Origin of the sequence: Paractinoplanes brasiliensis (assembly GCF_004362215.1) — a bacterium.
GTDB lineage: Bacteria > Actinomycetota > Actinomycetes > Mycobacteriales > Micromonosporaceae > Actinoplanes > Actinoplanes brasiliensis.
Genome location: NZ_SNWR01000001.1, coordinates 5,017,740 through 5,042,570 on the forward strand (window position 1 = coordinate 5,017,740; position 24,831 = coordinate 5,042,570).

The window sequence follows — 24,831 nt, forward strand, 5'->3', positions numbered from 1 at the left end:
GTTGGCGCTGATCGAGCTGGACCTGACCGCCCAGCCCGACGAGCCCCTCACGCCGCCGCCCGCCCACCGCTACCGTGTCCCCGGCCTGATGCTGGTCGCCGTGCTGCTGTTCGCGGCCGGAGGCGCCGCACCCGTCCTGCCGGTGCTCTGGCGCTACCTGGGCGTCGTGCCGTCGCCGGCCGGTCCGGAGGCGCCGTTCGCGTTGGCCGGCGGGCGGGTCTACACCGTGGCCGCCGCCGGCACGAACCGCGTGATCACGGCCTGGAACCTGGAAGGCCCGCCGCGGGAGCTGTGGACCGCCGGCTTCCCGGCCCGGGTCGCCGGCCTCGACGAGATCAGCTGGGGCGGGGTCGAGGCCGAGGCGGCGGGCGACGTGGTGCTCTTCGGCGACGGCCCGCAGGCGACCGTCGTCGACGCCGGAACGGGCGCCCCGCGGTGGAGCTCACCGGTTGACGTCAGTCCGTTGCCGGGCGGCCGGATCGGTGTCGTCCAGAAACACGACTTCCGCCCGGGCACCGTCTACGACCAGGCCTCGGGCGAGCCGGGGATGCTGTATTTCTCGGCCACCGGCGAGCCGCACACCGAGCCGCCGTTGCGCACCCACCTGAGCGGGGTCGACCTCTCCGACGGACGGGTTCTGTGGACGGTCACCGCGGCCGGCTCGGTCAACGTGTCGGTGCCGGCCGGTGACGAGGCGGTCGTGCTGCTGCTCTCGTCCGACCGTCTGCGCCGCATCGACGGCGCGTCGGGCGCGGTGGTGGCGAGCCGGCCGCTGCCCCCGGCCGGCGAGGCCACCCCGTACGGGGGTGACCTGGTCGACGGTCTGATGATGGTGCACTACGGCAACCGCGGGGTGGTGTCGCGTGACGTCGCGTACGACCCGCACACCCTGGAACGGCGCTGGGAACGTCCCGTGCCGCCGATGATGCTCGACCCGGCCAACTGCACCGGCCTGCACTGCGCGGGCGGACGCCAGGCCCTCGACGTGCTCGACCCGGCCACCGGGCGGGCGCGCTGGCGGGCGCCGGCCGACGTCGACCTGGCCAAGCTCGGCGGGTACGTGGTCGAGATCGGCGTCGAGTCGGGCATGCCGGTGCGGCTCGTCGACCCGGCCACCGGCGTCACCCGCGTCGACCTGACCGGCTGGTGGGCCGAGGTGGTCGGCGAGGCGGGGCCGGCGATCGTGCTGCGACGCGGCATCGACGCCGGGGGGAGCGCGTTCGGCGTGGTGATGCCCGACCGTGACCGCATCCAGCCGCTCGGTGTCACCGGCGGCCCGGTCGGCGACTGCACCTCCGACGCGCGGCACGTGGTCTGCCGCACCGAGGGCGGTCTGCGAATCTGGGCCTATCGGGCCTGAGCTGTCAGCCGGGGCCGTCGGCGGCGCACAATGACCGGGGGTGCGCCGTGGCGAACGGAGAGATCGATCTCGGCGAGGTGACCCGCGGGACGCCCGCGGTCGTGATGACCGACCGGCTGGTGCCGCGCCGGGCCCTGCTGACGCTGCTCACCGCCGTCCTTGTCGCCGTGACCACGGCCGGGGCCCCGCTTCCGGCCTCCGCGCGTCCCCTTGTCGTCGCGGCCCGGCTCGGCGACACCACCTTCCTCGACGAGCACCGGATGATGCTGGTCAGTGGCTCGTCGGCGCTGGTGGCGCAGGTGAGCCACCGGGTCGTACGCGCCTACGACCTGCCGAGCGCGCGGCTGCTCAGCACCACCACGGTCACCGTCTCGGGCGGCATCAACCAGGTGCTGTCGGCCGGCGGCACGGTGGTGGTGTCGTACCAGGTGGACGCGAGCGGCACCTGGGCCACGGTGGCGGTGGCCGAGGGCACCGAGCAGACCCGCTGGCGGCGTACGGCCCGGCTGATCGCGGTCTCCGAACCCGAGGAGCAGGTGCTGCTGGGCACGGACGAGGCGGTTCACGCGGTGGACCTGCGTACGGGGAAGACCCGCTGGACGTTGCCACGACCGCGGGACGGCTACATCGCCGAGACCGGCTGGGCGGACGACTACCCGCGCTGGCTGGTGCTGCTGAGCGACTCGGGCCGGTTGGAGAGCTACGACCCGTACACCGGGGCGCTGCTGGCGACCCGTACGGTCCCGCCTCGTAAAGGCCGTGCCCACGGGTTCATCTGGCCGGTCGACGACCTGGTCATGGCCGACGACGGCACGCCCGGCCTAGCCGCGTACCGGCTGCCGGAGCTCACCCCGCTCTGGCACACCGGCGCCGACCTGTCGGGCAGCTGGATGCAGGCCGCCTGCGGAGACCTGATCTGCACCTTCCGCCGGCAGCGCGGACTCACCGCCATCGACGCCGCCACCGGGCGCAAGCTGTGGGAGAACCCCGATTGGGCGTACGCCGAGCCGGTCGGGCGCTACCTGCTGGCGACCCGGGCCGAACGCGGCATCGACGATCCGGGGCTCTGGGTGATCGACCCGGCGACCGGCTCGGCCCGGGGGGACTTCGGCCGCTGGGAGTTCCTGGCGGCGACGGGGGACGGGCGCCTCTACGCCAAGCTCGACGTGCCGGGGGCGTACACCGTGCACTACGCGATTCTCGACCCGGCCACGCTCTCGGTGCGGTTGCTCGGCACGGCGGCCGACGTCTCCAACAGCTGCCAGACCGCGGCGGGGCTGTTGATCTGCCGCCTGATCGACGCCTCGGTCGCCATGTGGCCGCTTCGGTAGCCTTCTGCTTACAGCCTCTTCACACCCGGTCGGTGAGGCTGAGCCCGGTGGTTCGACGGAGGTCTGCGGTGCGTGTGCTGGTAGTGGAAGACGAGCGGAATCTCTGCGACGCGATCGCCCGCGGGCTGCGGCGCAAAGGCATGGCCGTCGACGTCGCGTACGACGGCCTGCAGGGCCACGAGATGGCCTACGTGACGCGTTACGACGTCGTCGTCCTCGACCGCGACCTGCCCGGCATGCACGGCGACGAGATCTGCGCGGCCCTGGTCGAGTCGGGCGCGCTGACCCGGGTGCTCATGCTCACCGCCAGCGGCACGGTCGCCGACCGGGTCGAGGGCCTGCAGCTCGGCGCCGACGACTACCTGGCCAAGCCGTTCGCCTTCGAGGAACTGGTGGCCCGGGTGCAGGCGCTGGGCCGTCGCGCCACCCCGGCCGCCCCGCCCGTGCTCACGGTGGGCAACCTGGTGCTCGACCAGACCCGCCGGGTCGTCACCCGCGGCGGCACCCCGATCGAGCTGACCAACAAGGAGTTCGGCGTGCTCGAGGAGCTGCTCAAGGCACGTGGCGGCGTGGTGTCGAGCGAGGAGCTGCTGGAACGGGTGTGGGACGCCAACACCGACCCGTTCACCACGACCGTACGGGTGACGGTGATGACGCTGCGGAAAAAGGTGGGCGATCCGCCGCTGATCGAGACCGTGGTGGGCGCGGGTTATCGGGTGCCCGAACCGGTCGTTCTCTCATGACGGTCTACCTCGGCCGTAACAAGCGCCCCGGTTTCACCCTCCGGCCGACCCTGCGGCTGCGGCTCACACTGCTCAACGGCATCCTGCTGGTCGGCGCGGGAGCGATCCTGGTGCTGCTGGCCTGGCTGCTCGTCGGGGACGTGATGCACCCGAGCGTGGGGCTGCAACCCGGCTCCACCGTCACCCTGACCGACGGGCGTTCGGTCGACGCCGCCCAGTGGCAGGAGGCGCTGGTCGACCAGGCGGCCCGCGAGATGCTGGTCAAGGGCCTGGTCGCGCTGTTCGCGATCGGCATCATCGGCATCGCCGGGGCGTACGCGGTGGCCGGCCGGGCCCTGCGCCCGCTGCACATCGTCACCCAGACCGCCCGCCGCCTCGGCGAGGAGACGCTCGACCAGCGCATCAAGTACTCGGGGGCGGACGACGAGGTGGCCGAGCTGGCACGCACCTTCGACGCCATGCTCGACCGGCTGGCCGGCGCGTTCGAGTCGCAGAAACGCTTCGTGGCCAACGCCTCGCACGAGCTGCGCACGCCGCTCGCGGTGATGCGTACCGAGATCGACGTGACGCTCAGCGACGACGAGGCCGACGTGGCCGAGTACCGCCGGATGGCCAAGGTGGTGCGTAACGCGTCGGAACGGGCCAACGGGCTGGTCGACGCGCTGCTGGTGCTGGCCCGCTCGGAGGCGCAGTCGGGGCGGCGGCTGGTGCGCAAGGTGCCGGCCGACATGGCGATCAGCGTGACCAACGCGTTGTCGGCGGTGAAGGCCGAGGCGGAGCGGCTCAAGCTGGACGTGACGACGGACCTGCAGCCCGCGCCCGTGGTGGGTGATCCGTCGCTGCTCGACCGGCTCGCGGGCAACCTGATCGAGAACGCCATCCGCTACAACCACCTGCTGGGGCGGTTGTGGCTGCGCACCGGGACGCTCAACGGGCAGGCCCGGCTGGTGGTCGGCAACACCGGGTACGAGGTGGAACCGGGGGATGTGCCGGGGCTGTTCGAGCCTTTCCGGCGCGGGGGCTGGGAGCGTACGGGGTCGCGAGGTTCCGGGTTGGGGCTGTCCATCGTGCGGGCGGTGTGTGACGCGCACGGGGGGACTGTTACGGCGGTGGCCCAGGCCGGGGGAGGCCTGGAAGTGACGGTTTCCCTGCCCACGGCGGACGCGACACCTGTCGTGGCCGCTTCGGCCGCGGTGCCGCGGGCCAAAGGGCTGGGCGTCGCCTAGGCCGTACGCTTTCGCGGCGTCACGCGGCCTGACGGCGTCACGCGGCCTGACGGCGTCACGCGGCCTGACGGCGTCACGCGGCCTGACGGCTTCACGCGGCCTCGCGGCGGATCGCCCGCCAGCGGGACTCGCTGAGGCCCAGCTCGGCGGCGACCTCGGCCTCGCTGAGACCGGGGCGGTCGGCCTTGATGCGGCGGGCCAGGGCGATGTGCTCGGCGGGGGTGCGGCGCGACTTGCCGGGGGTGTCGGCGGGCGCTGTCACCGCGCGGCCGCTGGGGGTCGAGCGTTGCGCGGGCACGATCCGACCGTTCGCGCGCGCCCCTGTCCGGGCCGCGGACGCGGCGTTGACTCCGGCCCTTGCCTGGGCGGCGCTGGTTTCGGCCCGTGCCCCTGGCCGGTTTACGGCATTTGTTCCAGCCGCGCTCGTCGCCGTGCGGGTGGACGGGCGGGTCACCGGCTGCGGCAACACGGTTGCGGCCTCGGCCAGGGCGGCCGCCGTCGCTGGTCCGAGTGGTCCCGGCGTACGGGATGGGCCGTTGACCCTGGCCTGTGCGGCGGCCAGCGGACTGGGCATGAGGCCGGGAACAGGCTCGGCCGGCAGCTCGACCGGCGTGGGCCGGGGCGGGGCAGCGGACGGTTCGGCCTCGGCCTTCTCCAGCGTCGAGATGCGGCCGCCCAGCTCGACCAGGCAGATGCTCGCCACCACGATCAGCCCGTCGACCGAGAGCGGCAGCAGGTAGGGCGAGGCGCCCGTCTCGCCGTACCGGGCCGCCACTCCGACCATGTGCCAGTACGACACCCAGGCCGCGATGCCCGCGATGATCGCCGTGGCGACCAGCCGGAGCACGGCCAGGTAACGCCGGTGCACCGGGACGCGGGAGATCAGCTCGACGGTGAGCAGCAGGGCCAGCGGCGGCCAGGCGGCGATGGCCTGGCTGATCGGGTTGTCCAGGGCGTGCAGGACGTTGGCGACGACGGAGGCGGCCACGCCGAGCAGCAGCGTTGCTCGCACGGCCCACCGGACGCGACGCAGTTGCTCCAGGACCACCGGAAGTCTCCTCAGCCTTCGGACAGATCGACGGGTACGGCCCACATCCTGAACGCTGGTTATAACGCGAACGCCCCCGGACAGGAACCGTGACCGGTCCGTTCCGGAGGCGATGCGACTATGTGATCGTGGCGAACGGCGTGTCGCCTTGACGAGGTCAGTTCTTCTTTTCGACCTGAGCCCGGAGCTTGGGGAACTCGGCCTTGGCGCCGCTCACCGACTCGAAGTACCAGATGAACATGCCGACACTGCCCTCGTCGGCCCACGTGCAGATGGCCAGGTCGATGTTGTTGGTCTCGGAGCTGCCGCACTTGGCCGACCCACCCAGCGCGCCGGTCGGCGCGCTCGAGATGTTGTCGATTTTGAGGCCGCCGATGCCGGCGCCGTAGAAGGTCTGCTCGAGCTCCCGCTTCGGGTCGGCGATCGGGGCCTCGGCCGCCGCCACGATCACGATGTCCTGGTCGGCGACGTCGCCGTAGAGCGCGCCGACCGAGTTCGTCGCGCCCGGCACGTCGGCCAGACCGTTCTTGAGCTGGTCGGCGATCGACTTGAACTGGGCCGAGGTCAGCTTCTTGCGGCCGCCCAGCGTGGCCGGCTCGACGATCGAGATGTTCGAGGACGGCGGCTCGGTGGCCGGTTCCTCGGTGGGCTCGGTGACGGGAGCCGTCGTGGGCGCGGTCGTGCTCAGGCCCCGGGTCGCCTCCAGGTCGTCGGCCTTGTCGCGGCCGATCATGTAGAGCGCCGTCACCCCGCCGACGCAGAGCACCAGCACGATCGCGACCGAAATCAGGATGATCGGCAGGGTCCGCGACTTCTTCTGGGGTGGCTGCGGCGGCGGAAAGCCCCCGGCCGGCTGGCCGTACGGCTGCTGCCCGTACTGCGGCGGCTGCTGACCGTACTGCGGCTGACCGTACTGCGGCTGGCCGTACTGGGGCTGCTGCCCGTACTCCCCGCCCGCGGGCTGACCGTACTGCGGCGGCTGCTGCCCGTACTGGGGCGGCTGACCGTAGTCGGGCTGGCCGGACGACGGGTAGGGCGTCGTCGGCGGGTAGCTCGGCGGCTGATACGGCGGCTGACCCTGGTTCGGCTGGCCTGACGAGGGGTCGTTGGGATAGGGCTGCCCTGGATACGGGGGCTGCGACATCAAGCGCTCCAGAAATCGGGTACCGCGCGAGCCTAGCGTTACCGCGCGAACATGGGTGTCAACCGTTCTGGGTGACGGGACGGTCCAAGTGGGCAAATGGGTGACAACGTGACGACGCCCCGCACCTGGAAGGCGCGGGGCGTCGTGTATTCGACTGTTCGTCAGGCGGGCAGGCTCGCCACGCCCTGGGGCAGGAACCGCTTGCCGGTCACCCGCTCGGAGGTGCCGCTGCGGTCCAGGTACGGCGTCACGCCGCCGAGGTGGAACGGGTAACCCGCGCCGAGGATCATGCACAGGTCGATGTCCTGCGCCTCCGCGACCACGCCCTCGTCGAGCATGATCCGGATCTCCTCGGCCAGGGCGTCGAGGGCCTTCTGGCGTACCTCGTCGGCGCTCAGCGGCGCCGCCCCGCCCGCCACCAGCTTGGCGACCTCGGGGTTGATCTCGTCGTCGACCATGACGGGCAGGCCGGCGTCCACGATCTTCTTGAGGTTCTCCGACTCGGCGAACCGGTCGGGGAAGGCCCGGTGCAGCGTCTCGCCCACGTGGTACGCCACGGCGGGCCCGACCAGCTGCAGCAGCGCGATCGGGCGCATCGGCAGGCCCAGCGGGTCCATCGCCTCGTTGACCACGTCCAGCGGGGTGCCGGCGTCGATCGCCTGGAAGATCTCGCTGGTGACCCGGGTCAGCAGCCGGTTGACCACGAACGCCGGGGCGTCCTTGACCAGCACCGACGACTTCTTGAGCTCCTTGCCGACCGCGAACGCCGTGGCCAGCGTGGCGTCGTCGGTCCGCTCGCCCCTGATGATCTCGAGGAGCGGCAGGACGGCGACCGGGTTGAAGAAGTGGAACCCGACCACCCGCTCCGGGTGCTCCAGGCCGGCCGCCATCTCGGTGATCGACAGCGAGCTGGTGTTGGTCGCGAGCACCGTCCCGGGCGTCACGATCTTTTCGATCTCGGCCCAGATCTGCTTCTTGAGCTCGAGGTTCTCGAAGACGGCCTCGATCACGAAGTCGGCGTCGGCGAACACCGACTTGTCAACCGAGCCGCTGACCAGGCCGCGCAGCTTGGCCGCGCTGCCCTCGTCGAGGCGGCGCTTGGCGACGAGCTTGTCGATCTGCTCGGTCACGTACGACACGCCCTTGTCGACGCGGGCCTGGTCGATGTCGGTCAGCACGACCGGCACCTGCAGGCGGCGCGCGAACAGCAGCGCCAGCTGGGACGCCATCAGACCGGCGCCGACGATGCCGACCTTGGTGACCTTTCGGGCCAGCGAGCTGTCGGGCACGCCGACCGGGCGCTTGGCCCGCCGCTGCACCAGATCGAACGCGTACAGGCTGGCCCTTGACTCGTCGCCCATGATCAGGTCGGCCAAAACCTCGGTCTCGGCCGCCGTGCCGTCTTCGAACGAGGCGTCCTTGGCGAGAGCGAGCAGCTCAAGGGCCTTGTTCGCGCTCGGGACCGCGCCGTGCAGCTTCTCGTCGAGCTGCTGCTTGGCGAAGAAGAGCACGCCCTCCCACATGTCCTTGTCGACCTCGGGCCGCTGCACGGTCAGCTCGCCGTCGACGACCGCGGCCGCCCACTCCAGCGAGCGCTCGAGGAAGTCGGCCGGCTCGAACAGCTGGTCGGCGACGCCCAGCTCGACAGCCTGCTTGGGGCGCAGCACCTTCTGGGTCAGCGGGTTCTGCAGGATGACCTGGGCCGCCCCGGGCACGCCGATCAGGTTGGGGAGCAGCTGGCTGCCGCCCCAGCCGGGCACCAGGCCGATCGCCACCTCGGGCAGGCCCAGCGCCGCCGCGCCGCCCGAAACCGTGCGGTAGTGACAGTGCAGCGCCACCTCCAGGCCGCCACCGAGGGCGGCGCCGTTGATGAACGCGAACGTCGGAATCGTCGAGTTCTTGAGCCGCGCGAAGACCCGGTGGCCCAGCTCGCCGAGTTCGACCGCCTGCTCCCGGGACGCCAGGAAGGGGATGCCGGTGATGTCCGCGCCGACACAGAAGATGTACGGCTTGCCGGTGAGGGCGATGAACGCCGGCTTCGCATCGGTCGCCGCCGTGATCGCCTCGTCGAGACTCGTCAGGCCGCCGGGACCGAAGCTGTTCGGCTTCTTGTGGTCGAACCCGTTGTCAAGGGTGATCAGCGCGGCCTTCTTGTCGCCGACCTGGACAAAGCGGACGAGCGCCTTGGTTACGACCTCGTTCGGGTGCTCGATCACTTCGCCTCCCACAGCGGGTTCTCCCAGATCACAGTGCCGCCCATGCCGATGCCGATGCACATGGCGGTGAGGCCGTACCGGACCTCGGGGTGCTCGGCGAAGTGCCGCGCGAGCTGCGTCATCAGGCGCACACCGGAGGAGGCGAGCGGGTGACCGATGGCGATCGCGCCGCCCCACGGGTTGACCCGCGGGTCGTCGTCGGCGATGCCGTAGTGGTCGAGGAACGCCAGCACCTGGATCGCGAACGCCTCGTTCAGCTCGAACAGGCCGATGTCGTCGATCGTCAGGCCGGCCTTCTTGAGGGCCTTCTCGGTCGACGGGATCGGGCCGTACCCCATGATCTCGGGCTCGACGCCGACGAACCCGTACGACACCATCCGCATCGCGATCGGCAGGCCCAGCTCGCGGGCGGTTTCCTCGCTCGCGAGCAGCGCCGCCGTCGCCCCGTCGTTCAGGCCGGCCGCGTTGCCCGCGGTGACCCGGCCGTGCGGGCGGAACGGGGTCTTCAGCGTGGCCAGCTTCTCCATCGAGGTCTCACGCGGCGCCTCGTCGGCGGTCGCCAGGCCCCAGCCCTGCTCGGCGCTGCGCAGCGCGACCGGCACCAGGTCCGGCTGCAGCTTGCCGTCGGCGTACGCCTTGGCCGTCTTGAGCTGCGAGTTCAGCCCGTAACGGTCGGCCCGCTCCTTGGTGATCTGCGGCAGGCGGTCGTGCAGGTTCTCCGCCGTCGAACCCATCACCAGCGCCGACGGGTCGACCAGCTTCTCGGCGATGATGCGCGGGTTGGGGTCGACGCCCTCACCCATCGGGTGCCGGCCCATGTGCTCGACGCCACCGGCGATCGCCACGTCGTAGGCGCCCATCGCGATGCCGCCGGCCACGTTGGTCACCGCGGTCATCGCGCCCGCGCACATGCGGTCGATCGCGTAGCCCGGGACGGTCTTGGGCAGGCCCGACAGCAGGGCCGCGGTGCGGCCGATGGTCAGGCCCTGGTCGCCGATCTGGGTGGTGGCCGCGATCGCGACCTCGTCCACCCGCTCCGGCGGGAGCTGGGGATTGCGGCGCATCAGCTCGCGGATGCAGCGGATGACCAGATCGTCGGCGCGGGTCTCGGCATACATGCCGCCCGCCTTGCCGAACGGGGTGCGGACGCCGTCGACGAAGACGACCTCGCGTACTTCACGGGGCACGGTACCTCCTAAGGACGTAAGAGGATGCTACTCGTCAGTAACTAACGGCCGCCAGCGTGACCGGGAAACTTCACAAACGAGCGTAGTGAGGAGATCAAGTTCGAGGTCGAGAGCAGGGCCAAAGGCCAGATCAGAAGCATGTCGTAGCGGGGTGGGGGGAGACGGCAGCTCACGCCGAGGTGAGCCGGCCGCCGGCGCGTCCAGGGCGCTCACCGCACCACGGCGACGTGCGTAAGCGGTCACGCCCCAACCAGCCCGATCGGGGCCCTGCTCGGAACACGGCCCACCCCAACCGGGGGACCCCCGCCCAGCACGATTCTAGGGAAGGGAAGCGATCTTCGCGGGGCGTCGATGGAGCGGCTGTGGACAAGCGGGGGACTGTGGACGACGGCCGCGGGCCGGGTGGGTGTGCTACGAGCGGTGGGCCTGCTCGCTGGTGGGAGGCGGATCGTCCAGGGCGGGGGTCGGCGGAACGGGTGAATCGAAGGATCTCGTGGCGGGCGTACGGTCGCGCCATGAGGAAGCCGTTACGGTGCCGCCTCAGGTGGCACAAGTGGGTGCCGCGGACAAATCCCGACGGGGTTCGTTACGAGCAGTGCGGACGCTGCGGCGCGGACAGCAACCCGGCCAAGATTCACTGGAGCGCCGGCGGAATGTGAGAGCTGGGGGCGTGCGGCCGGCTTGCGGCCTGGCGGATGCCGGGGCGAGCCGCTCGACCTCCCGCTCCATCACGGCCGCCAGTGGTGGCGGCGGGCCGGGGCGTGGCCTGTTGGGGCGGGAGGTCGGGGCTCGCGTGGCGCCGGGGCTGCGGCTGGTCCAGGTGACGACCGGCCGGGTGGGGGCGCCTGCTCGTAACGGGTCAGGCGGTGGGCGGTGCGGGGAGGACCGTCGCCAGCTGGTCGGCCAGCAGCGTCACCTGCCAGCTGCGGGCGCCGAAGCCGCGCAACGTGTCGCCGACCGTCTGGGCCGTGACCTCGTCGGGCGGGGACCAGGCCAGGCGGCGTACGAAATCGGGGCTGATCAGGTTTTCCGGGGGCAGGTTGTGGGCCTCGGCGGTGGCGACCACTACGGCGCGGCAGCGGGTCAGGCGCGCGGCTGCCACCGGGTCTCGTTCGGCCCAGCGGTGCGGCGGGGGTGGGCCCTCGACCGGCTGGTTGATCGGCAGCGCGTCGTCGGGCAGGGCGCGTGCCTCGTCGAGAGCGTCGAGCCACACCCGGGCCAGGCGGCGCACCGAGCGGCCGCCGAAACCGGCGATGCCGAGCAGGCTGCGTTCGTCCTTCGGGTCGGCCTCGGCGGCGGCGACGATCGCGGAGTCGGGCAGCACACGGCCGGGCGCCGAGTCGCGGCGGGCGGCCACGCCGTCGCGGGCGTACCAGAGGGCGCGCACCCGCGACTGGGCCCGGGCGCCCCGTACGCGGTGTATCCCGGACGTACGCCGCCAGGGGTCGGCACGCACACGCGGCGGACGGTCGGCGCTGGCGACCAGGGCCGCGAACTCCTCGGCGGCCCACGCCGTCTTGCCCTGGCGGTCGAGTTCGGCCGCCAAGTGGTCCCGGAGGTCGGTCAGCAACTCGACGTCGAGAGCGGCGTAGGTCAGCCACGACTCGGGCAGCGGCCGGGTCGACCAGTCGGCCGCCGAATGGTGCTTCTCGAGTGAGAAGCCCAGCAGTTGCTCGGTCAGCGCGGCCAGGCCGACCCGCTCGAACCCGGCCAGCCGCGCGGCCAGCTCGGTGTCGAACAGCCGGCGCGGTTTCATTCCGATCTCGGCCAGGCAGGCCAGGTCCTGGCTGGCGGCATGCAGCACCCACTCGCTCTCGGCCAGGGCGGCGTCGAGCGTGCGCAGATCGTCGAGGGGCAGCGGGTCGATCAGCACCGTTCCGGCCCCGGCGCGGCGCAACTGCACGAGATAGGCGCGCTGGGTGTAGCGGTAGCCGGAGGCGCGCTCGGCGTCGACGGCGACCGGGCCGGTGCCGGCGGACATGCGGGCCACGACCTCGGCCAGTTCGTCACTGGTCTCGACCGGTCGGGGGGTGCCCTCGCGGGGCGCGGTCAAAGGGACGGGCTCGGGACCGCCAGACGTCGGGTCGGGCGAGTCGGCGTGCGGTCGTCCGTCCCTTTCGGGCTCCGGCGTGTCCCGACGGCGCAGGGGTGCTTCGTCGGTCACTCCGTAACCGTACGGGGACCCCACCCCGCCTGCTTGCAGCCGGGTCCCGGCGCGCCGTTTCTCGATCGACTTCGGCCTTCGGGAAAGAGAGCCGGGGGTCTTCGGGAAAGAGGCAACTCGGCTGATCCGTACGGCGGTTTTCTCCGTACTACCTGCCGCAGCGCCGATACCCGGGAGGCCGCGCCGGATGACCATGACCTACGAACCGTTCACCCCCGCGGGCTCTGGTGAGCAGCGCCGATACGACGGACGGCGCCGCGCCGGGCAGCCCGAGGAGGCCCCGCAGGGTCAGTGGGCGGCGCCCGAGGGTCAGTGGGCGGCGGCTCCGGAAGCGCGCTGGAACGAGCCTGCGGCCGATCCGTGGGGCGCCCCGCCGGATCACCACCCCGCGCAAGATCACCGATCCGGGTTCGATCAGCGGGCAGAGTTCGATCAAGGCTCCGGGCAGAATCACCGGGCCGGCCAGGATCAGCGCTGGGCCGAGCCGGTTCCGGCCGACCCGTGGGGCGAGCCGGGTCACGGCCAGTGGATCGAGGAAACGCCACGCCAGGCCCGCGCGGACGAGCGCTGGGACACGCCGGCGCCCATCCCGCGGCAGCGCCACGCCGGTGAGCAGCCGATTTCGCGGCAGCGGCACACCGGGGAACACCCGATCTCCGGGCAGCCGCTCGCGACGCCGCGGCACACCGGAGAACAGCCCGCTTGGCATGCGGGCCTCGACCGTACGGGGGAACCGGAGCCCGCCCCGCAGCGCTCCGGCTCGACCGGTAACCGTCTCAAGCCGTTCGTGCTCGGCGCCGTGGTGCTGCTGCTCCTGGTGGCGGGCTGGCAGGCGTACCGGATCGAGGGGATGAGCAAGCACAACCAGGACCTGGCCTCCGTGCTCTCGGCCGAGCGCGACCGCACCGACCGGCTCGAGAAGGAGCTGGCCGGCGTGTTCAACCCCGAGGGCGTCTCGTCGGGGGTGCTGCCGAGTGTTTTCCGGGTGCGCGCGGGCAGCTTCACCGGCACGGCGTTCTCGGTGGGCAGGAAGGCGAGCGGCAACCAGGCCAACCTGATCACGAACTATCACGTGGTCGCCGAGACGTGGACCGACGGCGGGCGGCGGGTGTCGCTGGAACGCGGCAGCACCCGGATCAACGCGACGATCGTGAAGGTCGACAAGGGCAAGGACCTGGCTCTGCTGCGGGCGGCCCAGACGATCGCCCCGCTGGGCACGTCGACGGCGCAGGTCAAGCCGGGGCAGCAGGTCGTCGTCGTGGGCGCGCCGCTCGGGCTGGACGACTCGGTCACCACCGGGGTGATCAGCGCCTACCGGCCGAACGACGCCGACGGGCCGACCATCCAGTTCGACGCGCCGATCAACCCGGGCAACTCGGGCGGTCCGGTGGTGAACTCCAGCAAGCAGGTGGTCGGCGTGGCCACGGCCAAGGCCAAGGACGCCGAGGGCATCGGCCTGGCCATCCCGATCAAGACCGCCTGCCAGACGCTGGAGGTCTGCTAGACGCGGGCCGAGCGGGTCCGCTGCTGGGGATGGTCCGGCCGGTGCGGGATCGATCGGGAACGCGTTGTCGGCCCGCGCGGGCGGTCAGGAGAACGAGCGGGCCGACGCGCCCAGCGCGGTGACTCCCGGTGGGGGCAGGCCGGCCGTCGAGGCGAGCATCGCGCACCAGCCCTGCAGGTGGGCGGCGAAGTCGTCGCCGGTCGGGGTCCACGACGCGCGTACCTCCAGATCGGCCGTGGGGGCGGGGCCGGCCAGTTCGCCGAAACGGGTCGACGTGGTCTGGGTGATCGTGCCGCCGATCGCCGTGTAGGCCGCCGAATGCTGGTCGAGCGCGTCGGTCAGCCACGTCCAGGCGACCGCGGACAGCATCGGGTCGCCCGCCAGATCGTCCTCGAGCTCGGCCGTGACCAGCGTGACCAGGCGGATGTCGCCGTGCCAGGCCTCGTGCCCAGCCGGGTCGTGCAGCAGGATCAGCCGGCCGCCGGCCACCTCGTCGCCCGAGCGCAGGACGGTCGCGCTGATCGCGAACGAATAAGGCGCGAGACGCTGCGGCGCCGCGATCTCCTCGAGCAGGATCTCGGGCCGAGGCGCCGGTGCCCGCAGAGCGTCGACCGCGCGGGCGAACGCCGGAGGGACAGCGGAGGGGGACGCCATGAGGGAAGACTATGCCGCCGTACGGTGTCGCCGCGGATCGGCGCGCCGAGCGTGTCGTGGCACGATGGCGCGGTGACCTCAGTCTTGAACGATTCGCCTTTTGTGCGGGCTTGCCGCGGCCAGGACGTGCCGCACACCCCGGTCTGGTTCATGCGGCAGGCGGGCCGTTCGCTGCCCGAGTATCGCAAGATCCGGGCGGGGGTCGGGATGCTGGAGTCGTGCCGGCGGCCCGAGCTGGTCACCGAGATCACACTTCAGCCCGTACGGCGTCATCAGGTCGACGCGGCGATCCTGTTCAGCGACATCGTGGTGCCGATCGCGGCGGCCGGCGTCGACCTCGACATCGTCGCCGGCACCGGGCCGGTCGTGGCGGAGCCGGTCCGCGCCGAGTCCGACCTGGAGCGGCTGCGGCCGATCACGGCGGACGACGTCGATTTCGTCGCCGAGTCGGTGCGGCTGCTCGTCCAGGAACTCGGCGCGACCCCGCTGATCGGTTTCGCCGGAGCGCCGTTCACGCTGGCCAGCTACCTCATCGAGGGCGGCCCGTCGCGCACGTACCTCAAGACCAAGGCGATGATGTACGCCGCCCCGAAGCTCTGGGACGCGCTGCTGTCCCGCCTGGCCGACATCACGCTGACCTTCCTGCGTACGCAGATCGAGGCCGGAGTGAGCGCCGTGCAGCTGTTCGACTCCTGGGCCGGGGCGCTCAGCGAGGCCGATTACCGCGAACACGTGTTGCCGCACTCGGCCCGCGTGCTGCGGGGGCTGGCCGACGCCGGGGTGCCGCGCATCCACTTCGGCGTGGGCACGGCCGTGCTGCTGCGGGCCATGGGTGAGGCCGGCGCCGACGTCGTGGGGGTCGACTGGCGCACCCCGCTCGACCAGGCCACCAAGATCATCGGGCCGGACCGTGCCGTACAGGGAAATCTCGACCCGGCGATGCTCTTCGCGGGCTGGGACGTGGTGCGGCGTGAGGCCGATCGCGTGCTCGAGCAGGGCCGCAGCGCGCCCGGGCACGTGTTCAACCTCGGTCACGGCGTGATGCCCGAGACCGATCCCGACATGCTGACCCGGCTCGTGGCGCACGTCCATGAGGCCGGCTCGCGGTAGGGCCAAAAGTACTGGCTGACGCAATTCACACCTTCCGACCCCAGCCGTACGCGGTCACGAGCGCGGTGGAAGGCTGGTTCTCGTGCGAAAGCGGGTGGCAGTCATCGGAGGCGGCATCGCCGGTCTGGCAGCGGCCGTGCGACTGCGTGACCTGACCCCACCCGACACCGAAATCATCGTCTACGAGCAGAGCGGCGCCCTCGGCGGCAAGCTGCGCACCGGTGAGCTGGCCGGCGTGACCGTCGAGCGTGGCGCCGAGTCGTTCCTGATGACCGGGCCCGACGGCGTCGATTCGGCCGCTGTGGCCCTGGTCAAACGGCTGGGGCTGGAACACGCGCTGGTGCATCCGCACAGGGTTCCGGCCGCGCTGGCGTTCGGGGGCCGGTTGGCCCCGATGCCGGCCGGCACGCTGGTGGGGGTGCCGAGCGACCCGGCGGCCCTGGGGGACATCGCGCGGGCCGAGCCCGGTCGCGACGCCGACTCCGGGGCGCCACTGCTGGGCGAGGGGCAGGACATCGCGGTCGGCGCGTTGGTCCGCGAGCGTTACGGGCCCGAGGTGGTCGATCGGCTCGTCGACCCGATGCTCGGCGGCGTCTACGCGGGGCATGCCGACCGGCTGTCGCTCGGGGTCACGATGCCGCAGCTCGCGGCAGCGGCCCGGGTCGAGCACACACTGAGCGCGGCGGTGCGGGCGGCGCAGGCGGCGAGCAAGCGCGTGCCGGGGCAGCCGGTGTTCGGCGCGCTCGACGGCGGGTTGAGCCGCTTGGTGGGCGCGGCGGCTTCGGCGAGCGGCGCCCGGATCAGTCTGGGTTTGCCCGTACGCGAGATCGCCCGTACACCGCACGGCTGGCGCTTGCTGCTCGGGCCGGCCGCCGCGCCCCCTGGTTCCGGGGCGGTTCAGACGGATGACGTGGATGCGATCGTGCTGGCTGTTCCGGCGCGGCCCTCTGCGCGGCTGCTGGCTTCGGTGGCGCCCGGTGCGGCCGAGGGGATCGGCGGGCTGGACTACGCGAGCGTGGCGCTGGTCGCCCTCGCGCTGCCGGCCGGCACGGCGCTGCCCGAGTTGAGCGGCTTCTTGGTTCCGCCGAGTGAGGGCACGCTGGTCAAGGCAGCCACCTTCGTCACGCGCAAGTGGGAGCGCCCCGAGGGCGGCCCGGTGATCGTGCGGGTGTCGCTGGGGCGTGCGGGCGAGGAGGATCGTCTGCAGTTCGACGACGCGGTGCTGACCGATCGGGCGCATCGCGAACTGGGCGAGCTGCTCGGCGTAGCGTTGCCGGCGCCGGTCGCCTCGTGGGTGCAGCGCTGGGGTGGCGGCCTGCCGCAGTACACCCCGGGCCACCACGAACGGCTCGCCGCGGCTCGGGCCGAGCTGCCGGCGGGTCTGGCACTGGCGGGTGCCGCGTTCGACGGGGTGGGCATCCCGGCCTGTGTCGAGAGCGGCGAACGCGCGGCCGAAGACGTGTGCAAGGCATTGGAGGACGCAGCATGAGCGAGCAGACGAACGCGGCGCGGATCAACGAGCTGAACGCGACGATCCGCTACACGATGTGGTCGGTGTTCCGGGCCGAGACGCCGCTGCCGGCGTTGCGCGAGGAACTGGCGGGCGAGGTCGACGGGCTGTTCGAGCAGCTCTCGGGCAAGGACGTGACGATCCGAGGCACGTACGACGTGGCCGGTCTGCGCGCCGACGCCGACGTGATGATCTGGTGGCACTCCGGCTCGCCTGACGCGCTGCAGGAGGCGTATTCGCTGTTCCGGCGCTCGGGGCTCGGCCGGCACCTGGCCCCGGTCTGGTCGCAGATGGCCCTGCACCGGCCGGCCGAGTTCAACAAGAGCCACCTCCCGGCTTTCCTGGCCGGCGAGGAAGCGCGCCCGTACATCTGCGTCTACCCGTTCGTGCGGTCGTACGAGTGGTATCTGCTGCCCGACGAGGAGCGCCGCCACATGCTGGCCGAGCACGGCCGGATGGCCCGCGGCTACCCTGACGTGCGGGCCAACACGGTGGCGTCGTTCGCGCTGGGCGACTACGAGTGGATGCTCGCCTTCGAGGCCGACGAGCTGCACCGCATCGTCGACCTGATGCGCGACCTGCGCGCGTCGACCGCTCGTCGCCACGTGCGTGAGGAGGTCCCGTTCTACACGGGCCGCCGCCGTTCGGTCAGCGAGCTGGTCGCCGCCCTGCCCTGAGCCGGGGTGCGGCCGCCGGGCAGTGCGTGCGTGTCCGGGGTTCGCCGTGCTGCCTCAGGGCTCGCGGCGCATCGGGATGTGGGGGATGCCGTCCTCGATGTATTCGGGGCCGGTCGGCTCGAAGCCGTACCGGCCGTAGAACTTCACCAGGTACGCCTGGGCGTCGAGCACGCTGGGGCGGTGGCCGATGACGGTCAGGGCCTCCTCCATCAGGCGGCCCGCCAGCCCGGCGCCGCGGGCGCTCTTGGCGGTCACCACACGGCCGATGCGCTCGACGTCGCCGTCGTCGAGGATGCGCAGGTAGGCGCGGACCTCGTCGTCGCGCTCGAACCACAGGTGCCGGGTGCCGGGTTCGTTGTCGCGGCCGTCGAGGTCGCAGTACACGCAGTCCTGCTCGACCACGAAGACGTCCGCGCGGAGCTTGAGGATCGCGTACAGGGTGGTGGTGTCGAGGTCACGGAAGCTGGCCGTGCGCAGTTCGTCAGTTGGTTCCGGGTGCATGCCGAAAGGGTAAGCGGCACGCCGTTACCCGTATCGCGGTGTGCCGTTATAGGGATGGAAGCCCGAGCTGTGGAGGTCTTGATGATCAAGAGGAACAAACTCTTCGGCAACAAGACGCGGGTGACGTTCTGCCTGCCGGTGAACCAGCCGGCCGGCCCGGTGAGCGTGGTCGGCACGTTCAACGGCTGGGAGCCCGGCGCGCACGAGCTGAAACCGCGCCGCGACGGCACCCGGACGGTCAGCGTCACCGTGCCGCCGGGCAGCTATCAGTTCCGCTATCTCGCCACCGACGGGCACTGGTTCGACGACGAGAACGCCGACGGGTTCGGGCCGCACGGCGGAGAAATCCGGGTTTAGTCGTTTCGGCCCGCCCTCGCCGGGGACTTGCTTGACTTGGCAAGCATCTATTTCGAGGGAGGACCTCATCGTGGCTGACGTGCGACTTTCGATCATCTATTACTCGTCCACCGGAACGCTCCACAAGATGGCCGAGCGCCTTCGCGAGGCGGGCGAGAAGGCCGGCGCCGAGGTACGTCTGCGCCAGGTGGCCGAGCTCGCCCCGGCCGAGGCGATCGCCTCCAACGCGGCCTGGAGCCAGCACTTCGACCGCACCAAGGACGAGCCCAAGGCCACGGCCGACGACGTGACCTGGGCCGATGCGGTGCTGTTCGGCACGCCGACCCGGTACGGCAACGTGGCCAGCCAGCTCAAGCAGTTCCTGGACACGCTCGGGCCGCAGTGGGCGCAGGGGCAGCTCGCCGACAAGGCGTACGCGGGTTTCACCGCGACCATGACCGCGCACGGCGGGCAGGAGTCGACGCTGCTGGCGCTCTACAACACGATCCACCACTTCGGCGGGATCGTGGTGGCGCCCGGCTACACCGACCCGCTCAAGTTCACCGACGGGAACCCGTACGGCGTTTCCCATGTGACCGGCGGGAACAACGACGCGCCGTTGGGCGACGCGGAGTACGCCGCACTCGACCATCTGGCGCAGCGGATCGTTCGGATCGCGAGCAAGCTGAAAAGCGAATAAAACTACTCATCTTTCGCTAATCTGACTGCATGACCACGTACGAGACTCTGGACCTGCAATCGCGGGTCGCCCGCTACGAGACGGCCCTCGAGGAGCTGCGCTCGGCGCACCACGACGTCCGGGCCGTTCTGCAGGACCAGGTGCTTTACGAGCGCTGGCAGCAGATCGGCGCCGACCTCGGCTTCGTCGGCGGCGCCAACGGGCAGCAGCAGGATCTGCAGGCGCTCAACCAGCAGATTCCCCAGATGTCGGAGTCCTGGGCCAGCTAGCGGGGTCCGGTGCCGGCCGCACCGGGGTTTCGCCGCGCGACTCGGCCCACACGTAGTGCCGGGCCGGGCCGTGCGGCGGGTAGGTTGTCGCCATGTCCGTCGACACCCAGTACGAGGACCTGTTGCAGCGGGTCCTGACCACCGGCACGCCCAAGAGCGACCGCACCGGCACCGGCACGGTGAGCCTGTTCGGCGAGCGTCTGCGTTACGACCTGTCGGCCGGGTTCCCGCTGATCACCACCAAGCGCGTCCACTTCAAGTCGGTGGCCGTCGAGCTGCTCTGGTTCCTGCGTGGCGAGAGTAACGTCGGCTGGCTGCGCGACCAGGGCGTGACCATCTGGGACGAGTGGGCGTCGGAGTCCGGCGAGCTCGGCCCGGTCTACGGCGTGCAGTGGCGCTCCTGGCCCACCCCCGACGGCGGGCATGTCGACCAGATCAGCAATGTGCTCGAGACGCTGCGCCGCGACCCCGACTCGCGTCGCATGATCGTGTCGGCGTGGAACGTGGCCGACCTGCCCGAGATGGCGCTGTCGCCGTGTCACGCGATGTTCCAGTTCTACGTGGCCGACGGCAAGCTCTCGTGCCAGCTCTACCAGCGCAGCGCCGACCTGTTCCTCGGGGTGCCGTTCAACATCGCGAGCTACGCGTTGCTCACCGAGATGATCGCCGCGCAGGTCGGCCTGCAGCCGGGCGACTTCATCTGGGTGGGTGGCGATTGTCACATCTACAGCAACCACGTCGAGCAGGTGCGGGAGCAGCTGTCGCGGGAGGCGTACGAGTTCCCGCGGCTCGAGATCGCGCCGGCGTCCTCGCTCTTCGATTACAGGTACGAGGACTTCACGATCGTCGACTACAAGCACCACCCGGCGCTGCGGGCCCCGGTCGCCGTATGACCGTCCACCTGATCTGGGCCGAGGCGCGCCACCGTGTCGTCGGCGCGGACGGCGCGATCCCGTGGCGGCTGCCCGAGGATCAAGCGCTGTTCCGGCAGCGTACGACCGGCGCCACGGTGGTCATGGGCCGCGCCACGTGGGACTCGTTGCCCGAGCGGTTCCGCCCGCTGCCGGGCCGGCGCAACGTGGTGCTGACGCGCGACCCACAGTGGTCGGCCCCGGGCGCCGAGGTGGTGCACTCGGTCGACGAGGCCATGGCGTACGGGGAAATATGGGTCATGGGCGGCGAGTCGGTGTATCGCGCTTTCCTTCCGCTGGCCGATCACATTCTTCGCACTCGGGTCGATCTGGACGTCGCGGGCGACACCTATGCTCCCGATCCGGGTGACGCGTGGGTCGTCAGCGAGTCGTCGGGCTGGCAGACTTCTCGCGACGGCCTTAGCTTCGTCGTCGAGGAACTGGTTCGCGCTGGGCGATCGACCGAGCCTCGTAAGGTCGGCGCAACGAGTAGGGGCTAGTCTCTTCGGCCGACGAGAAGACCGAAACGCATTCATGATTTATGGGGCGAATCGGTCTTGACGCCAGAGCTGACAGGAAGAAGCTACCCATGCCGCAGAGCCTCGTATCGCCGGTGACGCTGTCGGTGGTCACCCCGATGTACAACGAGCGCGAGGCGGTCGACCATTTCGTGGCCCGGTTGCGGCCCGTGCTCGACGCGCTCGACGTGGCGTACGAGGTGGTCGCGGTCGACGACGGCAGCACCGACGCCACCGTGTCACGCCTGCTGCAGCTGCGCACCGACTGGCCCGAGTTGCGCATAGTCTCGCTGCGCCGCAACGTCGGGCATCAGACCGCCTTGCGCGCCGGGCTGCGGGCCGCCCGCGGCGACTACGTGATCAGCATCGACGCCGACCTGCAGGACCCGCCCGAGGCGATCGGCGAGATGCTCTCCAAGGCGCTCACCGAGAAGGTCGACGTCGTCTACGGCGTCCGCAGCGACCGCAGCACCGACACGGTGTTCAAGCGCAACACGGCCGGGCTCTACTACTGGATGATGCGCAAACTGGTCGGCCCCTGGGTCAGTGACCAGGCGGGCGACTTCCGGCTGATGAGCCGGGCCGTGGTCGAGGTGCTCAACGAACTGCCCGAGCCGCGCCCGGTCTATCGCCTGGTCGTGCCGTCGCTCGGTTTCTCCAGTGCCGAGGTGCCGTACGTACGGGAGGAACGCGTCGCCGGCGCCACCAAGTACCCGCTGTCCCGCATGATCCGGCTGACCTTCGACAGCGTCACCGGGTTCTCGGCCGCCCCGCTGAAGATCGCGACGTGGCTCGGGCTGCTCAGCTTCCTGCTCTGCGTGGCGCTGATCGTGAGCGCGCTGGTCGCCTGGGGCACGGGCGGCGTGGTGCCGGGGTGGACGTCGCTCTACATCGCAGTGCTGCTGCTCGGCGGCGTGCAGCTGATCTGCCTCGGGCTACTGGGTGAATACGTCGGGCGCATCTACATGGCGACCCAGAGCCGGCCGCCGTTTCTGGTCTCGTTCGACACGGCCACCACGCCGCCCGACTCGCTGGAGTCGCTCGACGCGGTGACGGTGATCGCCGATACTCGGCCGGCGGCCTGAAGCCTTCGCGCGACCGGCCTGGAGCCTTCGCGCCGATCGCGTTGCGCGGGCCGATCGCATTTTCGGCTGATCGCTGGGCGCGCGTCCCGATCGCGTTTCCAGCTTGGCCGGCCGGTGTGCGCGTGCCGATCGCGGTTCGACCACCAGCGCCTTCGTAGCGGTGGGCTAGATCTTCACGAGCAGGCCGACGAGGCGATCCAGTTCGTCGGAGGGGTCGGCGGCCAGGCCCATGTGCACCGGGCCGGCACGCAGGATCGTGCTGCGCGGGGCAACCAGCCAGCGGAAACGCTCACCCTGACTGATGCCGCCGGCCGCCCCCGAGCCGGTGCACGTCGCGTCCCAGGACGCCAGCGCGGCCCGGATCGCGGGCACATCCGCGTGCGGATCAAGGGCGAGCAGTCGTTCCTCGCGCAGGTCGGTGCGGGCGGAGAGGAAATCGAGTCGCTGGCAGTAGAGGACGACACCCACGTTGATCAGCTCGCCACGCTCGACGCGGGGGCAGGCCTGAATCACGGCGTACTCGTACGGGATTCTCACGGCAGCCAGGCCTCCGGGCGCTCGGCGCGGGCGGTGAGATGGCTCAGGTACGCCTCCGGATCGCCCGGTTCCATCCACTCCTCGGGCACCTCGGCGATGACCTCCGCGAGCAGTCCCGGCGTGATGCGGGCGGCCAAAGCGGGGCCCTCGGTGGCGAGCTCGGTCGCGTACGGCTTCAGAACGTGGTCGTCCCACTTGTACGCACGGTGAACGACGGCAGCGGCGCGTGGCCAGTTGTGATGGAAGTACAGCGTCGCGCCGTGGTCGATCAGCCAGAGCCCTCCGTGCCACATGAGCAGGTTCGGGTTGCGCCAGCTGCGGTCGACGTTCTCCACGTACGCGTCGAAGGCCACCACCCGCGAGGCCAGCGCGGCGTCGACGGGGTGCACCACCGGGTCGTAACCGAGGGCGCCGGGCAGGAAGTCCATGCCCAGGTTCGCCCCTGCGCTGGCCTTGATCAGCTCCTGGATCTCCTCGTCGGGCTCGGCCCGCGCGACGATCGGGTCGAGGTGCACGACGGTCAGCTCGGGGACGGGCAGCCCGAGCCGCCGGCCCAGTTCCCCCGAGATCACCTCGGCGACCAGAGCGCGGGGACCCTGGCCGGCGCCGCGGAACTTCACCACGTACGTCCCGAGGTCGTCAGCCTCGACGACGCCGGGCAGGGAGCCGCCCTCACGCAGAGGGGTGACATAGCGGATCGCGGTGACCTGACGTAGCACCCCGCCACCCTAGCCGGGGATGATCCGTGCACGCGTGCGCTTATCCGCGGTCGTCGTCGGGCGGCGTCCGAGGTGCGGCGTGTTGTGCGGCCTGCGGGCGGCTCACGGATCGGCCGCAGGCCCCTTTTTGTCAGGCGCTCGTGGCCGGGCCCTGCTTGCGGAGCTCGTCGACCTTCGTCATGGCCTGGCGCAGGTCGGTGAGCCACTGATCGGTGTGCTGCCCGACCAGCTTGACGCACCAGGCCAAAGCCTCGGACCGCGAGCGGGCCACGCCGGCGTCGACCAGCGTGTCGAGGATCTGCCGCTCGGGCTGCCGCAGCCGGGTCATGACCGGCGCGGCCAGGTGCGTGAACAGCTCGTTGGTGTCGCCGGTGCGGACGCCCCAGGCGACCTTGCGCTGATAGCGGTACTCGATCTGGCGGGCCACCCGCATGCGGGCGTCGCGGGTGTCCTCGCGGAACTGGTTGATGCGGCCGGCCTGCGCGGCGGCCCGATCGGCCTCGGTGGCGTCGGGACCCAGCTCGGGCTCGGCCAGACGGCCCCAGATGATGATCTCGTCGCGGTCGATGACGATCTCGGGGCGTTCGACGAACCAGCCGTCCGGAATGGCCCCGGTTACCCAGCCCGGCGCGTCCTCGGCATTCGGCGGCTCGACGCGTCCCGGCGGCGCGGTACGGAATCGCATGACATCCTCCCCAGGATTGCAACGCTGATTACATGATTACACCGTTAACAAGAAGCGGCCACTCGCGCCCGGATTCGGCGCGGTGCAGCGGGGCGGGGCGCGGCGCGGGCGCAGCGGGGTACGGCGCGGGTGCAGCGGGGCGCGATGGGGGTGCGGCGGGGCGTTTGGATGCGCGCGGAGGGGTGAGGCGGAGCAATTTCGAGGCGGCAGGAGGATGGCGAGGAGCAGGCGCCGATGGGGTGAGGCATGGACGTTTTGCCTGACTTGCGGCATGCGCAGGCCTAGCGTCGAGGCATGGACTACCAGGTTTCGGTCACTTGCGAGCAACTTGCCGAGCTCTTCATGCGGGTCAAGGGCCTGGCCGACGCCCACCACGGACACCCGACCGGCGACCACCTGAAGGCGATCGCGAGCGAGATCTACGAGCTGGTGCCGTCGGAGTGGTGGGCCAGCCAGCCCGAGCCGATCGACAATCGCATCCGTGGCTGAGCTCACGGGGTTGGGCGCAACCATTTACGCAGGTCGCCGTGGTGGGTTTCGCGTTCTGGACGCGTAGCGGCCAGCGAAACACGCCGCGGTCCCGGCGGGAGCGACGATCCGTCACCCACCACCCCGCTACGACATCCTGATCTTGATTGTGACTTTGGTTTTGATGTTGTGGTGGGTGGACGCGACGATCCGTGGGGTTTTGCCGTT

25 protein-coding genes are annotated in these 24,831 nt (G+C 71.1%); 15 read left to right on the plus strand and 10 right to left on the minus strand.

What is annotated here, in order from left to right:
• Position 1: 1 nt before the first annotated feature.
• From C8E87_RS22840 to C8E87_RS22855, 4 genes are all read left to right on the plus strand, one after another.
• Positions 2-1,360, plus strand: a complete 1,359-nt coding sequence (locus C8E87_RS22840; RefSeq protein ID WP_133874988.1) for an outer membrane protein assembly factor BamB family protein — start codon at positions 2-4, stop codon at positions 1,358-1,360.
• 47 nt (positions 1,361-1,407) lie between these two features.
• Positions 1,408-2,691: an outer membrane protein assembly factor BamB family protein gene (locus tag C8E87_RS22845; protein WP_133874989.1), complete on the plus strand. Its 1,284-nt coding sequence runs from the start codon at positions 1,408-1,410 to the stop codon at positions 2,689-2,691.
• Between the two features lie 68 nt (positions 2,692-2,759).
• Positions 2,760-3,434, plus strand: a complete 675-nt coding sequence (locus tag C8E87_RS22850) for a response regulator transcription factor (RefSeq protein ID WP_133874990.1) — start codon at positions 2,760-2,762, stop codon at positions 3,432-3,434.
• Positions 3,431-4,660 carry a sensor histidine kinase gene (locus C8E87_RS22855; RefSeq protein WP_133874991.1) on the plus strand — a complete coding sequence of 410 codons (1,230 nt, stop codon included), beginning with the start codon at positions 3,431-3,433 and terminating at the stop codon, positions 4,658-4,660. Before C8E87_RS22850 ends, C8E87_RS22855 begins: the two co-directional genes overlap by 4 nt.
• A gap of 91 nt (positions 4,661-4,751) precedes the next feature.
• On the opposite strand, the gene C8E87_RS22865 is transcribed toward C8E87_RS22855, so the two are convergent.
• The 5 genes from C8E87_RS22865 to C8E87_RS22885 all read right to left on the minus strand — a co-directional run bounded on the left by C8E87_RS22865 (position 4,752) and on the right by C8E87_RS22885 (position 12,419).
• On the minus strand, positions 4,752-5,708 hold the full coding sequence (locus C8E87_RS22865) for a DUF2637 domain-containing protein (protein WP_133874992.1): 957 nt from the start codon (positions 5,706-5,708) through the stop codon (positions 4,752-4,754).
• Positions 5,709-5,865: 157 nt separating this feature from the next.
• Complete coding sequence (locus C8E87_RS44615; protein ID WP_203720444.1) at positions 5,866-6,852, minus strand: hypothetical protein; 987 nt, start codon at positions 6,850-6,852, stop codon at positions 5,866-5,868.
• Positions 6,853-7,013: 161 nt separating this feature from the next.
• Entirely contained in the window at positions 7,014-9,068 is a 2,055-nt protein-coding gene (locus C8E87_RS22875) for a 3-hydroxyacyl-CoA dehydrogenase NAD-binding domain-containing protein (RefSeq protein ID WP_133874993.1), read from the minus strand.
• Positions 9,065-10,255, minus strand: coding sequence for a thiolase family protein (locus C8E87_RS22880; protein ID WP_133874994.1), 1,191 nt, complete (start codon positions 10,253-10,255; stop codon positions 9,065-9,067). The genes C8E87_RS22875 and C8E87_RS22880 overlap by 4 nt, the downstream gene beginning before the upstream one ends.
• An 859-nt stretch (positions 10,256-11,114) precedes the next feature.
• A complete protein-coding gene (locus C8E87_RS22885) occupies positions 11,115-12,419 on the minus strand; it encodes a ribonuclease D (protein ID WP_166661214.1) in 1,305 nt (434 codons plus the stop codon).
• 187 nt (positions 12,420-12,606) lie between these two features.
• On the opposite strand from C8E87_RS22885, the gene C8E87_RS45650 reads away from it, so the two are divergent.
• A complete protein-coding gene (locus tag C8E87_RS45650) occupies positions 12,607-13,923 on the plus strand; it encodes a S1C family serine protease (protein ID WP_239079882.1) in 1,317 nt (438 codons plus the stop codon).
• A gap of 84 nt (positions 13,924-14,007) precedes the next feature.
• On the opposite strand, the gene C8E87_RS22895 is transcribed toward C8E87_RS45650, so the two are convergent.
• Entirely contained in the window at positions 14,008-14,577 is a 570-nt protein-coding gene (locus C8E87_RS22895) for a DUF3000 domain-containing protein (RefSeq protein WP_133874996.1), read from the minus strand.
• Positions 14,578-14,613: 36 nt separating this feature from the next.
• Between C8E87_RS22895 and hemE the strand changes: the two genes are divergently transcribed.
• From hemE to hemQ, 3 genes are all read left to right on the plus strand, one after another.
• Positions 14,614-15,687 carry a uroporphyrinogen decarboxylase gene (gene hemE / locus C8E87_RS22900; protein WP_133877013.1) on the plus strand — a complete coding sequence of 358 codons (1,074 nt, stop codon included), beginning with the start codon at positions 14,614-14,616 and terminating at the stop codon, positions 15,685-15,687.
• Between the two features lie 73 nt (positions 15,688-15,760).
• Positions 15,761-17,176, plus strand: a complete 1,416-nt coding sequence (gene hemG, locus C8E87_RS22905; protein WP_133874997.1) for a protoporphyrinogen oxidase — start codon at positions 15,761-15,763, stop codon at positions 17,174-17,176.
• Positions 17,173-17,874 carry a hydrogen peroxide-dependent heme synthase gene (gene hemQ, locus C8E87_RS22910; protein WP_133874998.1) on the plus strand — a complete coding sequence of 234 codons (702 nt, stop codon included), beginning with the start codon at positions 17,173-17,175 and terminating at the stop codon, positions 17,872-17,874. The genes hemG and hemQ overlap by 4 nt, the downstream gene beginning before the upstream one ends.
• Before the next feature lie 54 nt (positions 17,875-17,928).
• On the opposite strand, the gene C8E87_RS22915 is transcribed toward hemQ, so the two are convergent.
• Entirely contained in the window at positions 17,929-18,375 is a 447-nt protein-coding gene (locus C8E87_RS22915; protein ID WP_133874999.1) for a GNAT family N-acetyltransferase, read from the minus strand.
• A gap of 81 nt (positions 18,376-18,456) precedes the next feature.
• Between C8E87_RS22915 and C8E87_RS22920 the strand changes: the two genes are divergently transcribed.
• The 6 genes from C8E87_RS22920 (at position 18,457) to C8E87_RS22945 (ending at position 22,194) form a co-directional block, all read left to right on the plus strand.
• The gene (locus C8E87_RS22920; RefSeq protein WP_133875000.1) at positions 18,457-18,732 is read left to right on the plus strand and encodes an isoamylase early set domain-containing protein; all 276 of its coding nucleotides are present in this window, start codon (positions 18,457-18,459) and stop codon (positions 18,730-18,732) included.
• 67 nt (positions 18,733-18,799) lie between these two features.
• Entirely contained in the window at positions 18,800-19,411 is a 612-nt protein-coding gene (gene wrbA / locus C8E87_RS22925) for an NAD(P)H:quinone oxidoreductase (protein ID WP_438866189.1), read from the plus strand.
• A 29-nt stretch (positions 19,412-19,440) separates the two neighbouring features.
• Positions 19,441-19,680 carry a hypothetical protein gene (locus tag C8E87_RS22930; protein ID WP_133875002.1) on the plus strand — a complete coding sequence of 80 codons (240 nt, stop codon included), beginning with the start codon at positions 19,441-19,443 and terminating at the stop codon, positions 19,678-19,680.
• A gap of 92 nt (positions 19,681-19,772) precedes the next feature.
• Positions 19,773-20,573: a thymidylate synthase gene (locus C8E87_RS22935; RefSeq protein WP_133875003.1), complete on the plus strand. Its 801-nt coding sequence runs from the start codon at positions 19,773-19,775 to the stop codon at positions 20,571-20,573.
• Positions 20,570-21,091, plus strand: a complete 522-nt coding sequence (locus C8E87_RS22940) for a dihydrofolate reductase (protein WP_133875004.1) — start codon at positions 20,570-20,572, stop codon at positions 21,089-21,091. The genes C8E87_RS22935 and C8E87_RS22940 overlap by 4 nt, the downstream gene beginning before the upstream one ends.
• 89 nt (positions 21,092-21,180) lie before the next feature.
• A complete protein-coding gene (locus tag C8E87_RS22945) occupies positions 21,181-22,194 on the plus strand; it encodes a glycosyltransferase family 2 protein (RefSeq protein WP_133875005.1) in 1,014 nt (337 codons plus the stop codon).
• Between the two features lie 165 nt (positions 22,195-22,359).
• Here C8E87_RS22945 and C8E87_RS22950 read toward each other — a convergent pair whose 3' ends face one another.
• The 3 genes from C8E87_RS22950 to abmR form a co-directional block, all read right to left on the minus strand.
• On the minus strand, positions 22,360-22,731 hold the full coding sequence (locus C8E87_RS22950; protein WP_133875006.1) for a DUF3037 domain-containing protein: 372 nt from the start codon (positions 22,729-22,731) through the stop codon (positions 22,360-22,362).
• Complete coding sequence (locus C8E87_RS22955) at positions 22,728-23,450, minus strand: HipA family kinase (RefSeq protein WP_133875007.1); 723 nt, start codon at positions 23,448-23,450, stop codon at positions 22,728-22,730. The genes C8E87_RS22950 and C8E87_RS22955 overlap by 4 nt, the downstream gene beginning before the upstream one ends.
• 130 nt (positions 23,451-23,580) lie before the next feature.
• On the minus strand, positions 23,581-24,135 hold the full coding sequence (gene abmR / locus C8E87_RS22960) for an ATP-binding transcription factor AbmR (protein WP_133875008.1): 555 nt from the start codon (positions 24,133-24,135) through the stop codon (positions 23,581-23,583).
• 294 nt (positions 24,136-24,429) lie between these two features.
• On the opposite strand from abmR, the gene C8E87_RS22965 reads away from it, so the two are divergent.
• The gene (locus tag C8E87_RS22965) at positions 24,430-24,624 is read left to right on the plus strand and encodes a hypothetical protein (RefSeq protein ID WP_133875009.1); all 195 of its coding nucleotides are present in this window, start codon (positions 24,430-24,432) and stop codon (positions 24,622-24,624) included.
• Positions 24,625-24,831: the final 207 nt, after the last annotated feature.